Genomic DNA, 15,079 nt, shown 5'->3' on the forward strand with positions numbered 1-15,079 from the left:
TCCGAATGGAGAGGGGAGTGATTACTATCGTAGCTTACTCTTAGAAAGAGACATAGAATAGTACATTTCACTCCCCTCTCCATTCGGAGAGGGGCTGGGGGTGAGGCTTTTTTTTCCTATTTATGCGTGGCTTAGTAATAAAGAACACTGGCAGTTGGTACACCGTAAAAGCGGAGAATGGTAAAAACATAGACTGCAAGATAAAGGGTAACTTCCGATTGAAAGGGATTCGCTCTACCAACCCCGTGGCTGTTGGCGACCATGTTGTCATCACGCCCAACCAAGAGGGTACGGCATTTATAACCGAGATTGAGGATAGAAGAAACTATATTATAAGGAAGTCGCCGAATCTTTCTAAACAGAGCCACATCATTGCTGCCAATATTGATCAGGCTTTCTTGGTGGTAACTATCAATTATCCTGAAACTTCAACAACATTCATTGATCGCTTTCTAGCTGGTGCCGAGGCGTACAGAGTGCCTGTCACCTTGGTCTTCAACAAGCACGATTTACTATCTGAAGAAGAACTGCGGTATCAGCATGCTGTGATGAAGCTCTATGAGACTATAGGCTATGAATGTATCGAAGTACAAGCCACTAACGATACTTCCAATGAGTTCAGTGTAGAGAAACTGAACCCCTTGTTGGCAAATAAAATCACATTACTAAGTGGGAATAGTGGTGTTGGAAAATCAACCATCATCAACGCTCTCCTACCCCACGTAAACCTTCGCACAGCCGACATATCCGATGCGCACAATACGGGTATGCACACAACAACATTCAGCGAGATGCTGGAGTTGCCTGTTGGAGGTTATCTCATCGATACCCCAGGCATAAAGGGTTTCGGTACATTCGATATAGAACGAGAGGAGTTGACAAGCTACTTCCGTGAGATATTTAAGTTCTCCGAGCACTGCAAATTCTCTAATTGTACCCACACACATGAGCCTGGTTGTGCCGTTCGCAAGGCTGTTGAAGACCATTACATATCAGAAAGTCGATACAACAGCTATCTTTCTATGCTCGAAGACAAGGAAGAAAACAAGTATAGAGAGGCATTCTAATAACGGATGATATGTCATTAAAAAATATGTCTTTCCGTCATTGTGTCTTAGAATCATTTGTTTGTTGCTAAATCACAATGACATAGTTTTTTAAGACATAGAAAGCAAAGGAACGATAATATATTTTATAGACACAATGACAGAAAGACATATTCTTTTAATGACATATTTTTAAAGACAAAGTGGGGGGAACATAAGGCGATAGTAACATACTATATGTGGAAGGGAAACAAAATCCGTCAACGACGGATGATATGTCATTAAAAAAAATATGTCTTTCTGTCATTGTGTCTTAGAATCATTTGTTTGTTGCTAAATCACAATGACATAGTTTTTTAAGACATAGAAAGCAAAGGAACGATCATATATTTTGTAGACACAAAGACATATCTTTTAATGATATATTTTTAAAGACAAAGTGGGGGGAACATAAGGCGATAGTAACATACTATATGTGGAAGGGAAACAAAATCCGTCAACGACGGATAATATGTCATTAAAAAAATATGTCTTTCTGTCTTTGTGTCTTAGAATCATTTGTTTGTTACTAAATCAATTTGTTCTTCTGTTACTCTGTCTTCAAAACCCATGTTCCTCTGTCTTATACAAAAGCCTCACCCCGTTAGGCGCCCCCCTCTCTGTAGGAGAGGGGCTGGGGGTGAGGCCGTACCACGAGAGCGAGAGAACCAAATTAATACACTAGTTTTGAAAGACATTAATTTCACAATTAATATAATCGATTGTCTTATTACAGAACGATTGATACCCTGAATCAATCTAATAAATGCTCCCGTGGCACGTTTATCTAGAAGCAGAACCTGTCATAAGAAATGTGTTCTTATATCATTCTGCCTAAAGCCTTGTTCTTCTGTTACAATGTTCCTCTAAGCAACGCAAAAAATTCTTCGCGAAGAAAATTAAAATTGTTCGCGAAGAATTTCGAATTTCTTCGCGAACAATTTTTTTGTTGTTTTAGCAGAATCTCAAAAATCCGTTATCATCCTTCTGTTACAGGACCTGAAGGCTCGGTTCCTTCCTCTTTCTTTTTCTCTTTCTTTCCTTTCTTCTCCTTTGGTGCTACTTGCTCATACGTAACATCATTCAGTGTGAAATACTTCGCAGAAGCAAGAAACTTTATAACAGGTTTCTCAATGTGCTGTTGTGCGCGGAACTGCTCAATAGTCTCTACTGCCTTGCTCTTAAACGAGGGTGTCAACGTTCCCATGTCGCCAAACTCCACAATGTCACCATTGGCTACGATGTCACGGGCGGTCTCGCTTGCAAGATTCAGCACGGCTGCTACCTCCTGCGCATTAAAGGTTGTTGACTTAGCAATACGTTCGCAAAAGTTGCGGAAGTCTACACGGTGCCTACCAGTTGGACGAGCAACAATTACAGTCTTTCCAGCCTGCTTACCGATGTTTAGCTTCTGCTCTCTCAAGAAAAATTGAATTGGTTTGTTAGCCATATTATCATTAAGGTGGTCTCTGGTTGTGAATACTCCGTGGGCTTGAGACCTTTTAGCCCACGGAGCATTGGTTAATAATATTATTGTTTGCTATTAAAAATGAATGAAAGATCTAACCGAGAGAGCTGTAGGAATAGTAAAAGAGCCTGAACCTGAAGTAGTTTCCATATGTGCATAAAACGCAGGAGAACTGTTTGAACCATTTATACCAAATCCTATCCAACTCGAATTTAAAGTAGATGCAGTCCAATACCATTGAGACATAGGCCTACCAAAAAAAGTTTCAAAAGCATCAGGATAACAATCAGCAGACCAGTCGTTACGACCACCTCCCAAAATCTTACTACCAAAGAATAGTTTTTCACAGGCATCAGCCCACTCTCCAGCCGCAGGAAGATACCACTTACTAACATTTGTGGCACTCGCAAAAGGCTGTCTGTGGCTTCCATCTTCAGCTCTAGCAGCATTTACTGCTGGGCTGTAGGAAGGAAATTGATTCCAAGTTTTACTATATCCATTTTTATCTTGCCTGGTATCTTCCATATAATTGAAAGAGGTAATACTATAACTGCTTGGCATATCTGATTCTGGATATGTTGTACCATATTGACTATCTTCTAAAGCCATAGCTGTTCCAGACTGAGGTGTTCCGTTATTCTCATTGATAACAACTGCAATAGGATTTCCATGCCCACTAGATGCAGGATCACCATCCTTCCATACAGTTCCATCTTGATAGAGGAGTTTGTATCTATATTTAAGCGTTATACGCAGTGTGTACGATCCATTCTGAGTAGTAGTAGACGATAAAAGGAAACCACCATTTAATGAGATATTGCTCATCTCCTTTTTATAGATCTTAAGTGTTGAGAAATTCACCATTAAATCCAACAAATCTGTTCCTGGTAGGATATAATAATAATCACCTAAAGCATCAAATGTATTCCCAGATCCTTTACTATATGCATTATAAAAATGAGAACCAGCAGAAAGGGATGAATTAGCAGCGACAGAATTATCTGTAGTATAGCTGCCTGTTGGGGCATTCAGCGTTGTTGAGCCTGGAATATTATTCTTTGTCTTAAAATCTGCCGTTGAGTAAAATGGCATATAACCAGACACCTTAATGCGCACACGTGCTCCAACGTGTTTCATCGTAAAGTCCACCTTTTGCTTTGCTGGAGTAGCAGTGATGACCTTTGTCGTAACACCAATACGAGCCGTACCTGCATCTGCACGATTTACGGTTAGGTTGTTCCCGCTGATGTTTACCTTGTCATTGCAACAATAGAAGGTATATGTTCCTGGATCAAGGTTGAGACTTTGGTTAGCACTAGTTGCTGTGAATACGTTGCTGGTGACAGTGCCTTTAAGTGTACCCTTTAGGACACCGCCCTGATAAGTCAGAATCGTATAAGTACCATTCGACATACCAGCTGCGCGCGTTGCAGGCTTGGTATCACGGGCTGTATCGCGTTCAAGTGTGGCTTCTGCAAAGATATCGTTACCAAGGTCAATGGTATCTTTTGCTACTTCCAAAGATTGTTTTCCTGCACGAGTTACAGATACTTCTTCATCTGCATTGAAGTCTTCGTCAGTTAAAGTAAATGTGAGTTGCTGTTTTGATCCCTCACTTCTCTTGTTGTCGAGATTATCATCACTTGAACAGGCAATAAACATACTTATAGTGATTATCGCTGTCAATAAAGAACTGATATTTAATAAAATCTTCTTCATCTTGTTTAGTTTGTCGTTAATTTGCTTTCTTAATGATTATTCAACCCATACTTCGCCAAAATTCTTTTCTTCATCAGGATTCCAATCTTCTTCTTGAGACGTCATCGGTGCTGGGGTAACCGATACGCAGAAGAATGCCTCTGACTTCATTTCATAAACGAGACATACTGGTCGTTCATAATCTTTCTTTTCTTGCTTTTTTCTCATTGCTTTTATTGATTAAAAATAGTTGTTATTTCGTTCTTAATTTCTCTATATTTCGGTTTAGGTACGGACACAAAAAAAGAACAAAGGAAACTCCTAGAAGTCCTTTGTTTACAGGGTTTACGGCACGCTTCGCGCGCGCGTACGCGAGAAGAAAAAATGTGTAATTTACGTCTGCTCTACTAGAGAGAGAGAGAGAGAGAGAGAGAGAGAGAGAGTATACAAATATTTGGAACTACCAAATTATTTGCTATCTTTTTCTCGATTTTAGATGTTAAAGAATCCAACGCAACAACACGGCTTACCCCTTTATTATATAAGGCGCAAACGTTAGCTTGATTGAATTTCGTTGTTTGTAACATCATTATTAATAAGTTAATTCTCACTCAACGGGCGCAAAGGTAAGAAGAATTAATTAACTAGCCAAATAAATTAAGAAAAAAGAAGCCTCATCAAGCACCCCAACCAGCCTCACCCCCACCCCCTCTCCGCAAGAAGAAAAGCCTCTCCCCCGACCCCTCTCCGAATGGAGAAGGGAGTAAAAAGTACTGTTTGCTAGTGATTTACAGTAATGGAGATAAAGGGAGGGAAAGGCTTAATAATGGGGGAAATGAGATAAAAGAAGTTCCCATTTGTCGGCGAACTCACGGATAGTTGGGAAGAGGAGGTTGGCTTCTTCATCAAGAAGAGCTGTATCGGGCAATGGTCCACTATTGATTGCTACGGTGAAACAACCAGCTGCTACACCAGCACGAACGCCCAAAGGGGCATTCTCAACAACGATTCCCTCGGATGGAGAATAGTTGCCCGCCTTCTTCAAGCCCATAAGATAAGGATCAGGATTAGGCTTACCACGCTTCACATCAAAGGCTGTAGTTACCTGATCCCGAGTGATAAAGTCGGCAAAATCATGCGTCACACGCTCTATCAATGGTCGCTGTGCACTACCTGTTACAATACCAATCTTCAGTCCACTGCGCTTTATCTTCTGCATGAGATCGAGCACACCATCGAAGATCTTAGCTTCTGGCATCTCATGAAAATAGTGTGCTTTCACATCATACATCCGTTGCGCCTCTTCCTCACTCAGTTCCTTTCCGAGTTGTTCGCGAGCATATTTACGAATGGTATCAACCCCTCTAGCACCTTCAGTTGCATACGAATCCTCCAGCGTAAAGTGTATTCCAAACTCCTTCATAGCACGCTGCCAAGCAACACCATGATTCGGCATTGAGTCATAAAGTACCCCATCCATGTCGAAGAGGACGACTTTGAAGCCCGTCCAAGCTTCTCCAAAAGAAGGGATGTTAGGGGGATTGAAGCCTCCCCAAACCCCTCCAAAGGAGGGGATGTCTTGCTGAGGTTGGGATGATATAGTTGTTTTCTTCACCTTATTATATATTATTATCCTCAAGTACCACACCTTAGTGCAGGACTTGAGGATACATTAGAATCTTATTAAAGAATACTCTCTAAACACCTAACTAACTAACTTCTGTTAGCTACTCTTCCCCATTCGTGAAGGTTTGTTAGGACATCCCCTCCTTTGGAGGGGCTTGGGGAGGCTCTTATTCCTTAGTCAATCTTTCTTGAATAGCCTTGCTCTCTGCCTCGTAACCAGGCTTATTGAGAAGAGCAAACATATTCTTCTTGTAAGCCTCAACACCTGGTTGGTTGAATGGATTAACCTCTTGGATAAGACCACTAATACCGCAAGCCTTCTCGAAGAAGTAGATGAGCTGACCAAGATAATACTCGTTCAATACTGGTACACTCACACGAATATTAGGCACGCCACCATCTACGTGAGCCAGACGAGTACCAAGTTCTGCCATCTTGTTAACCTCATCAACACGCTTACCCTCTAAGAAGTTCAAGCCGTCGAGATTCTCATCATCATGTGGGAAGAGCAACTTTGCGTTAGGCTGTTCGATAGAGATTACAGTCTCAAAGATAGAACGCTCGCCCTCTTGAATCCACTGTCCCATAGAGTGGAGATCGGTTGTAAAGTCGCAAGCAGCAGGGAAAATACCCTTGTGATCCTTACCTTCACTCTCACCATAGAGCTGTTTCCACCACTCAGCAAAGTAATGGAGCTTTGGTTGGAAGTTAGCAACTATCTCAATCTTCTTGCCTGCCTGTGAGTAAAGACCTTGACGAACAGCAGCGTAACGTGCTGCGATGTTGTTAGCAAAAGGTACGTCATTAGCCGTCTCCTTCTCCATTACCTGTGCACCTTCAACAAGTTTCTGAATATCGAAACCAGCTACTGCAATAGGCAACAAACCAACTGGTGTAAGAACTGAGAATCGTCCACCAACATTATCAGGAATGATGAATGTCTTGTAACCTTCCTTTGTTGCAGCAGCACGAGCAGCACCCTTGTGCTCATCAGTGATAGCTACAATAACATCTTTAGCAGTCTCCTTACCACGTTGCTCCTCACATTGCTTCTTCAAAAGACGGAATGCAAGAGCTGTCTCTGTGGTAGTACCAGACTTAGAAATATTAATGACACCAAACTTCTTATCGCTTAAATAGGCGGTAAGTTCAGCGAGATAATCCTCACCAATATTGTTTCCTGCGAACAAGATTGTAGGGTTCTTCTTGTCATTCACAAGCCAAGCAAAACTATTACCTAAGGCTTCGATGACAGCACGAGCACCTAAATAAGAACCACCGATACCAGCAACAACAACCACTTCACACTTCTCACGAAGAGTGTTGGCAACCGCTTGTATCTGACCAAGGAACTCGGTAGTTATACTTGATGGCAAGTGTAACCAACCTAGGAAATCGTTACCTGGACAAGTGCTCTTCTCCAATGCTTCTTGGGCAGCAGCTACGTGAGGAGCATAGGCCTCTACCGCACCCAAATTCAAAAACTGAGCTGCTTTTGAAATGTCTAACTTAATACTTTCCATTTGTGTTTATCTAAATGAATCTGTTAATAATTTAATCTCTACTTGTGGACTTATACGTTCGTAAAGGATGTTATACACGGCATCTAGAATCGGCATATTTACATGTAGACGGCGGTTAATCTCCTTCATGCACTTCGTTCCGAAGTATCCTTCGGCTATCATCTCCATCTCTAATTGAGCCGACTTAACGCTATATCCCTTACCAATCATCGCACCAAAGGTGTGGTTACGAGAGAAGTTACTATATCCCGTTACCAACTGATCGCCAAGATAAACGCTATCGATAATAGATCGTTGGATAGGGTTGATCGTCTTTAAGAAACGATCCATTTCTTGCATAGCGTTCGACATTAACACCGCTTGAAAGTTATCGCCATACTTCAGACCAGCACAGATACCAGCTGAAATGGCATATACATTCTTCAAGACAGAAGCGTATTCTATACCAAGAACATCTGGTGATATCTTCGTCTTAACATAATTGGATGCTAACACCTCTGTAAAGCTTCGAGCCTTCTCAAGGTCAGAACAACCGACGGTTAGGTATGTAAGACGTTCCATAGCAACCTCTTCTGCATGCGAAGGACCACCTATCACAGCCAGATTATCATAAGGAACTTTGTATTCCTCATGGAAGTATTCCGAGCAAACAAGGTTCTCATCAGGCACAATACCCTTGATAGCTGTAACGATAAGTTTCGTATTGAGCTTTACTTTTAGCTTCTTCAACAAAGCCTTCAAGTAAGGAGATGGGGTCACAAAGACCAATGTGTCATACTCCTGAACAATCTTATTAATATCAGACGAGAAAGTTATCTCATCCATATTGAACCTGACACTCGTTAGATAGGTAGGGTTATGTCCTCTCCGTTTAAACTCTTCTATCTTATCATCACGGCGGAAGTACCAACCTATGTGATGCGTATGTTCCACAACAATCTTAGCGATAGCCGTTGCCCAGCTACCGCTACCAATGATTGCTATTTTACCTATGTTGAACATTCTTCTTAGGTAGTTAAAGGAGGAAGAGGCAACTCTTCACTTCTTCCAATTACTTTCCAGCCTCGTCAATCCACTTCTGGATCTCATCAACAGAAGGCTTCTCATATCCGAGTTTATACTTCTTATTGATCTCACCCAACTTCTGTTGTAAGCCTTGCGCCTTCTCTCCCTTGATATCAGCAATTAGGTTGAAACCTGCCTTACGCAGCACATATACCCAATCTTCTGATACACCAAGAGCAGCCCAATCTTTGATTGAGTCTTGTGGAATCTTTGGTTCCGGCTTCATCTGAGGGAACAACATTACCTCCTGAATGTACTCCTTGCCAGTCATTAACATCACGAGTCTGTCAATGCCAATACCAATACCTGAGGTAGGAGGCATACCATATTGCAATGCACGTAAGAAGTCTTGATCAATGATCATAGCCTCATCATCACCCTTATCAGCCAAGTGCATCTGATCCAAGAAACGCTCCTCTTGATCAATCGGATCGTTCAACTCGGAGTAAGCATTAGCCAACTCTTTACCATTGACCATTAACTCGAAACGTTCAGTCAAGCCTGGTTTTGAGCGGTGCATCTTAGTAAGTGGAGACATCTCTACCGGATAGTCGGTGATAAAAGTAGGCTGAATATAAGTTCCCTCACAGAACTCTCCAAAGATTTCATCAATGAGTTTGCCCTTACCAAAGCTCTCATCTATAGTCTCCATCTTCAACTTGTTCAATGCAATATCACGTATCTCGTCCTCTGACTTACCCTCTAAATCAAAGCCAGTCTTCTCCTTTATAGCCTCAAGAATAGGTAGACGGCGGAACGGAGCCTTAAAGCTTATCACCTTATCACCCATCTTTACCTCTGGTTTCCCATTAACGGCAACACAGATCTTCTCGAGTAACTGCTCTGTAAAAGACATCATCCAGTTATAGTCCTTGTACTGAACATAAAGTTCCATACAGGTGAACTCTGGGTTATGGAAGCGATCCATACCCTCGTTACGGAAGTTCTTACCAATCTCGTAAACACCTTCAAAGCCACCAACAATGAGTCGTTTCAAATAAAGCTCAGTAGCGATACGCATGTACATATCAATGTTGAGTGCATTGAAGTGGGTGATGAATGGGCGTGCACTAGCACCACCTGGAATACTCTGGAGGGTTGGTGTCTCCACTTCCGTGTACCCCGCCTCATCAAAGAATTGGCGCATTGTACGCAAGACTGTGGCACGCTTCAAGAAAGTATCTTTAACTCCATCGTTGACAACAAGGTCAACATAACGCTGACGATAGCGTTGTTCTGGGTCTTCGAACTTATCATAAGCCTCGCCATCTTTGTACTTCACGATTGGAAGAGGCTTCAAACTCTTTGAAAGAAGAGTAATCTCTTTTGCATGAATAGATATCTCTCCCATCTGAGTCTTGAACACATAGCCCTTAACACCGATGAAGTCTCCAATGTCAAGGAGCTTCTTGAAGACCTTATTATACAACTCTTTATCTTCTCCCGGACATATATCATCACGGGTAATATATACTTGTATTCTTCCTTTACTATCCTGAATCTCAGCAAAAGAAGCCTTACCCATAATGCGACGACCCATCATTCGTCCTGCAATCGTTACTTCTCTTTGCTCCTCCTCATTGAATTGCTCTTTTATATCAGTAGAGTAAGCGTTGGTTGGGAACTCTGCTGCTGGGTATGGATTAATGCCCATCTCACGCAATTCTTGCAGGCTTTGACGACGTCCAATCTCCTGCTCTGACAATTCTAAAATGTTCATCTTTATAATAAATCGAGTATATTCTTATAATGTGCAAATTTACTAAAATATTCGCAAACTATGGTGCTTTTTGCCTTTTTTATAATGGCATTGCATAGGAAAGAGAGGTTAACTCTACCCCTCCCAGCCTCCTTCAAGGGGAGGAATACTTAACGAAAAACAGTTAGGAAAAGCTCCTTTCACTTTGAAGAGGGCATTCCTTCAACATGAAGAGAGGCTTTCTTTAATGCAAGGAAACGCCTTCGTTCAATGGAGGAAACGCCCTCTTCTATCCCACAATAGAATGATTAGGATAAAAGGTATATATCTTTAAGTTCATATATCCTTGTGCCTTTCCGTCTACAAATCACGTTACGTGCAGAATAAACTAGGGCTTCTAATCCTACTATCGTGCTGTATTAAAGAGCTACTCCATCCCTTCACACACAAAAACAAACCCTTTCGAAAAGGATTTCCAGTTGTTTTTAGTATCTTTGCAATACATTAAGTAAGATCGACATGAACGTAGAAAAGATTTGGAATAAGATTAAAGATGCTGACGGATTGAGCCGTACTTTGGGCATGGAGTTTATCTCTACTCCCGAACAAGACACGTTAAAGGCTCGCATGGCAGTGGATGATCGAAATAAACAGCCCTTTGGTTTTCTTTCAGGAGGAGCCTCGTTAGCCCTAGCGGAGAACCTAGCAGGAGTCGGTTCAATGGCTCTCTGCCCTGGAAAGATGGCTTTGGGAATCAATATAAGCGGTAACCACGTGAAGGCAATGCCGTATGGTGGAACTGTAACTGCCTATGGTAAGCTCGTTCATAAGGGTCACACACTGCACGTTTGGCACATAGATATCAAGAATGATGAGGGTGAGCTCATCTCTACTGTGCAAGTTACCAACTACGTTATAGCACCGAAGAAAGATTAAATGGACGCATTTTTTATCTATCGTGAGCCTTTCGAGGAAATCTGTCATTGCTATTCTCAACAAGAGGAACCCACTCGCTTTGGTTCACTAACAGAACTTGACGGGCATAAGGGGTTCGTGATTGCACCCTTCGCCAGCAATACGACTCATCCAATCTACTTACTTGATGGCAAAAGCGGACAATCATCAGTCTTGCCCTTAGATGGTAGTAAGGGCTTTGAAGCCATTCCGAACGGGCAAGATGAGGCTTATCTGGAGACCTCGGAAATTGACCCTCGTATTCAATACCACAATGACTTCACTTGTTTCCACGATGAATTGAATCGCAACTCATTCCGCAAACTGGTATTGGCACGCACCATCGTGGAGAAGAAAGACGAACAGATGAATCCTAGAGACATCTTTCTCAAGGCGTGCGAATGGTATCCACGGTCGTACATTGCACTTTTCTACACTGCACAAACAGGTATGTGGCTCGTGGCAAGTCCTGAGATTCTGTTACGTGGAGACGCTACAAGCTATCAAACAATGGCTTTAGCTGGTACGATGAGATATGAGGGAGAGGAAATTAAATGGTCTGAAAAGAACCGAGAAGAGCAACAACTGGTTGCCGATTACATCCGAACTTGCTTACAGCCGTTCGCTAGCGACATCACGGAAAGCGAACCTTTCACTTCTCGTGCAGCCCATCTAGCTCATCTAAGAACCGATTTCTCTTTCCAACTCAAGGACACACAACGCCTCGGAAGTTTCCTAACTGCCTTTCACCCAACGCCTGCCGTGTGTGGTATTCCTAAGGAAGAGGCACACAAATTCATCCTTCGTCACGAGCATACTGACCGCCTTTATTATAGTGGCTTCAGTGGGCTGCTGGGGGACAATGGGCTTGCAAAACTCTATGTAACACTCCGTTGCATGCATATCACTCGATCGGCTTGTCAGCTCTATGCGGGTGGTGGATTGTTAAAAGAGAGTATAGAAGAGAACGAATGGCAAGAGACAGAAGCAAAGCTCGCCACAATGCGACAGCTTATTCAGCAATAAAAGAAAATCAACTAACCTTCAATACAACTTATTGAAAATGTATAGTAACAAGGAGAACGTTAATATATTAACCGCCTTACTGGTAAAGTTTGGAATATCAAAGGCTGTTGTCTGCCCCGGTTCACGTAACTCTCCTATCGTGCATAACCTATGTACTTGCCCTGATATTGAGTGTTTTCCTGTAACGGATGAGCGGTCGGCTGGCTTCGTCGCATTAGGTATGTCATTAGCAGATAATGAGCCCATTGCACTTTGTGTAACCTCTGGTTCGGCACTATTAAACGTGGCTCCTGCAGTGGCAGAAGCCTTTTATCAGAAACGTCCGTTGGTGATTATCTCTGGAGATAGACCTGCACAATGGATCAATCAACAAGATGGTCAGACCTTACAACAGCATGGAGCTTTAGAACCGAACGTCCGTAAGAGTGTGACACTACCTGAACCACACAACGAAGAGGAACGTTGGTATTGCAATAGATTGGTCAATGAGGCTCTCAACGCAGCCTTATCTCAAGGGTTCGGACCCGTACACATCAATGTTCCTATTAGTGAGCCTCTTTTCAAATATGACGTTCCCAACCTCCCTAACGAGCGCAAAATCACATTACATGAACCGGTCGCGAACAATGCTATTAGCTATGAGCTGGCTGCAGAACTACTGCAAAGTGAGCGTCCAATGATTGTTCTTGGACAGATGACTCCTGAGGTTGTTGGGGAGACAATGGAGGCTCTTGAGGTGTTGAAAAGCACTGCTGTGGTCATTCAGGAGAAATTGGCTGACGATAGTATTAGCCCTGCTCTCCCCATTGATGAGGCATTGATAAGGATAGGTAACGATGAGTCTTATCGTCCCGACCACCTTATATATATAGGAGGGACGTTAGTTAGCAAACGATTGAAGCAGTTTTTACGAAAGTGCCAACCACAGGTTTCTATCGTTGTAAACGAGAATGGAACTTGTTGTGATACCTTCATGCACCTAACGGACATCATTCAATGCTCGCAGGAAGAGATGATTGGTATCCTTGCTAACGAAGTGGATGACATGAAAGAGAAACCTTTTGTGACGCAATGGAACAACGTTTTCAATGAAGCCTACGCCATTCGAGAGAAGATACAACCCCGTTTTTCACAATTACTAGCCGTTAAAACTTTCCACGAGACCATCCGAAAAGAAGGTATTGATGGTGAATTCTTCTACGGGAATAGCTCTGCTATACGATTGGGAAACATCTTCTCTGATCAATACATCTATGTGAATCGTGGCGTGAATGGTATAGAAGGTTCGCTGTCAACGGCTGTTGGATATGCTATTGCACATCAGGAAGAAGAGGATGTGTACTGTGTTATCGGTGACTTGAGCTTCTTCTACGATCAAAATGCACTTTGGAACCACTGTTTGTCACCTAATCTTGGGATCTTACTACTCAACAATGGAAGTGGAGGAATATTCCATCAATTACACGGATTAGGCTCTTCTCCATTCCGAGATGATATAATTGCAGCACATCATAATACTTCCGCTGAAGCCATCTGTCAAGCCCATGACATCGAATACATGGCTGCGCACAATGCAGAAGAGTTATCGGAACGCCTCAAGGACTTCTTCAATGCAGAGGAAGGACCTGTTCTCTTGGAGGTTTTCACTAACCCCGAAGAGGATGCACAAGCAATGGAAGACTATTACAAAGCCTTTTCCTATACAAGAGAAAACAACTAATTATCATTTAAAAATAAAACTACAAAATAAAAGAAAAGCCTTATGAGCAAAAGAGAATGGAAACCCATCGAGGGCTTCAAGTTTGAGGAAATACGCTTCGAAGAGTTTAATCATATCGCAAAAGTTACCATTAACCGACCTCGCTATCGCAATGCTTTCACGCCAAAGACGGTCTGGGAGATGTCACAAGCATTCAACTACTGTCGCGAAGCACTTGATATTCGAGTGGTCATACTTACTGGTGAGGGTGATAAAGCATTCTGTTCTGGGGGCGACATGCACGTTAAAGGAAGGGGTGGATATGTAGGAGGTGATGGTGTTCCACGCCTTAATGTCCTTGATTTACAGATGCAGATTCGTCGTTTACCAAAGCCTGTTATCGCCATGGTAAATGGTTATGCCATTGGTGGCGGACATGTTCTTCAAGTGGTATGCGACCTGTCCATCGCTTCGGATAACGCCATCTTCGGACAGACAGGACCAAAGGTTGGATCCTTCGATGCCGGTTTCGGTGCTTCGTATCTAGCCCGTATTGTGGGGCAGAAGAAGGCTAGAGAGATATGGTTCTTGTGCCGTCAATACTCTGCAATAGAGGCAGAACGCATGGGATTAGTCAATAAGGTCGTACCCTTCGAACAGCTAGAAGACGAGTGTGTAGACTGGGCTAACACTATGATGGAGCGTTCCCCGTTAGCCTTACGCATGATAAAAGCAGGTCTAAATGCCGAGTTGGATGGTCAAGCAGGTATACAAGAACTAGCAGGAGATGCCACTATGCTCTATTACACACTGGATGAGGCTCAAGAAGGCGGAAAGGCTTTCTTAGAGAAGCGCAAGCCCGATTTCGATAAGTACCCACAATTCCCTTAAGACAGAGGAACCGTGGGGAATGGTGATGACAGAGTATAAGAAGAACGGAGACTTTAGTAGCATAAGGTTAAAGAGACAATAGGAACAGGAAGAGACAAAGTAACATAAGAACAGAGGAGATCGTAACCTAAGCCTTGTTCTATAGTAACATAAAATAAAAAGAGCCAATGGAAAGGAAGGAACTAATCGATATCAACGACTTGATATTACAGTTCATTAACTGTACAAAGAACATTCGACGGCAACTGGAACCAGGCTTCCTTGAGAAAGTATATAAGGTTACTTTGTCTTAATACATCGTTACTAAGTCTCGTGTACCTATGTTACTCTGTCCTAGAGATCATT

At 42.5% G+C, this 15,079-nt stretch carries 14 protein-coding genes; 6 read left to right on the forward strand and 8 right to left on the reverse strand.

The window, feature by feature from the left end; genetic code table 11:
* Window positions 1–122 precede the first annotated feature (122 nt).
* Window positions 123–1,067, forward strand: a complete 945-nt coding sequence (rsgA, locus tag F0475_RS04560; protein ID WP_155715672.1) for a ribosome small subunit-dependent GTPase A — start codon at window positions 123–125, stop codon at window positions 1,065–1,067.
* Between the two features lie 997 nt (window positions 1,068–2,064).
* Here the strand turns inward: rsgA and F0475_RS04565 are convergent.
* From F0475_RS04565 to lysS, 8 genes are all read right to left on the reverse strand, one after another.
* Window positions 2,065–2,535: an HU family DNA-binding protein gene (locus tag F0475_RS04565; protein WP_155715673.1), complete on the reverse strand. Its 471-nt coding sequence runs from the start codon at window positions 2,533–2,535 to the stop codon at window positions 2,065–2,067.
* 93 nt (window positions 2,536–2,628) lie between these two features.
* On the reverse strand, window positions 2,629–4,272 hold the full coding sequence (locus tag F0475_RS04570; RefSeq protein WP_155715674.1) for a hypothetical protein: 1,644 nt from the start codon (window positions 4,270–4,272) through the stop codon (window positions 2,629–2,631).
* Between the two features lie 36 nt (window positions 4,273–4,308).
* Window positions 4,309–4,479, reverse strand: a complete 171-nt coding sequence (locus tag F0475_RS04575; protein WP_155715675.1) for a fatty-acid--CoA ligase — start codon at window positions 4,477–4,479, stop codon at window positions 4,309–4,311.
* A gap of 179 nt (window positions 4,480–4,658) precedes the next feature.
* The gene (locus tag F0475_RS11835; RefSeq protein ID WP_234422958.1) at window positions 4,659–4,841 is read right to left on the reverse strand and encodes a hypothetical protein; all 183 of its coding nucleotides are present in this window, start codon (window positions 4,839–4,841) and stop codon (window positions 4,659–4,661) included.
* A gap of 230 nt (window positions 4,842–5,071) precedes the next feature.
* On the reverse strand, window positions 5,072–5,866 hold the full coding sequence (locus tag F0475_RS04580; protein WP_317163179.1) for an HAD family hydrolase: 795 nt from the start codon (window positions 5,864–5,866) through the stop codon (window positions 5,072–5,074).
* A 178-nt stretch (window positions 5,867–6,044) separates the two neighbouring features.
* Window positions 6,045–7,400: a glucose-6-phosphate isomerase gene (locus F0475_RS04585; RefSeq protein WP_018910607.1), complete on the reverse strand. Its 1,356-nt coding sequence runs from the start codon at window positions 7,398–7,400 to the stop codon at window positions 6,045–6,047.
* 6 nt (window positions 7,401–7,406) lie between these two features.
* Window positions 7,407–8,402, reverse strand: coding sequence for an NAD(P)H-dependent glycerol-3-phosphate dehydrogenase (locus tag F0475_RS04590; protein WP_155715677.1), 996 nt, complete (start codon window positions 8,400–8,402; stop codon window positions 7,407–7,409).
* Between the two features lie 49 nt (window positions 8,403–8,451).
* Window positions 8,452–10,185 carry a lysine--tRNA ligase gene (gene lysS, locus F0475_RS04595; RefSeq protein WP_155715678.1) on the reverse strand — a complete coding sequence of 578 codons (1,734 nt, stop codon included), beginning with the start codon at window positions 10,183–10,185 and terminating at the stop codon, window positions 8,452–8,454.
* Window positions 10,186–10,683: 498 nt separating this feature from the next.
* Here lysS and F0475_RS04600 point away from each other — a divergent pair, with 498 nt between their 5' ends.
* The 5 genes from F0475_RS04600 (at window position 10,684) to F0475_RS11925 (ending at window position 15,027) form a co-directional block, all read left to right on the forward strand.
* Complete coding sequence (locus F0475_RS04600) at window positions 10,684–11,100, forward strand: PaaI family thioesterase (protein ID WP_009435383.1); 417 nt, start codon at window positions 10,684–10,686, stop codon at window positions 11,098–11,100.
* Entirely contained in the window at window positions 11,101–12,144 is a 1,044-nt protein-coding gene (locus F0475_RS04605; protein ID WP_155715679.1) for an isochorismate synthase, read from the forward strand. It abuts the gene before it with no gap.
* Window positions 12,145–12,181: 37 nt separating this feature from the next.
* Complete coding sequence (menD, locus tag F0475_RS04610) at window positions 12,182–13,864, forward strand: 2-succinyl-5-enolpyruvyl-6-hydroxy-3-cyclohexene-1-carboxylic-acid synthase (RefSeq protein ID WP_155715680.1); 1,683 nt, start codon at window positions 12,182–12,184, stop codon at window positions 13,862–13,864.
* Between the two features lie 42 nt (window positions 13,865–13,906).
* Window positions 13,907–14,734 (forward strand): 1,4-dihydroxy-2-naphthoyl-CoA synthase, encoded by an 828-nt coding sequence (gene menB, locus F0475_RS04615; RefSeq protein WP_004382423.1) that lies wholly within the window; start codon window positions 13,907–13,909, stop codon window positions 14,732–14,734.
* Window positions 14,735–14,901: 167 nt separating this feature from the next.
* Complete coding sequence (locus F0475_RS11925; protein ID WP_262885076.1) at window positions 14,902–15,027, forward strand: hypothetical protein; 126 nt, start codon at window positions 14,902–14,904, stop codon at window positions 15,025–15,027.
* Window positions 15,028–15,079 lie beyond the last annotated feature (52 nt).

It is taken from the genome of Prevotella vespertina (genome assembly GCF_009728485.1).
Classification (GTDB): domain Bacteria; phylum Bacteroidota; class Bacteroidia; order Bacteroidales; family Bacteroidaceae; genus Prevotella; species Prevotella vespertina.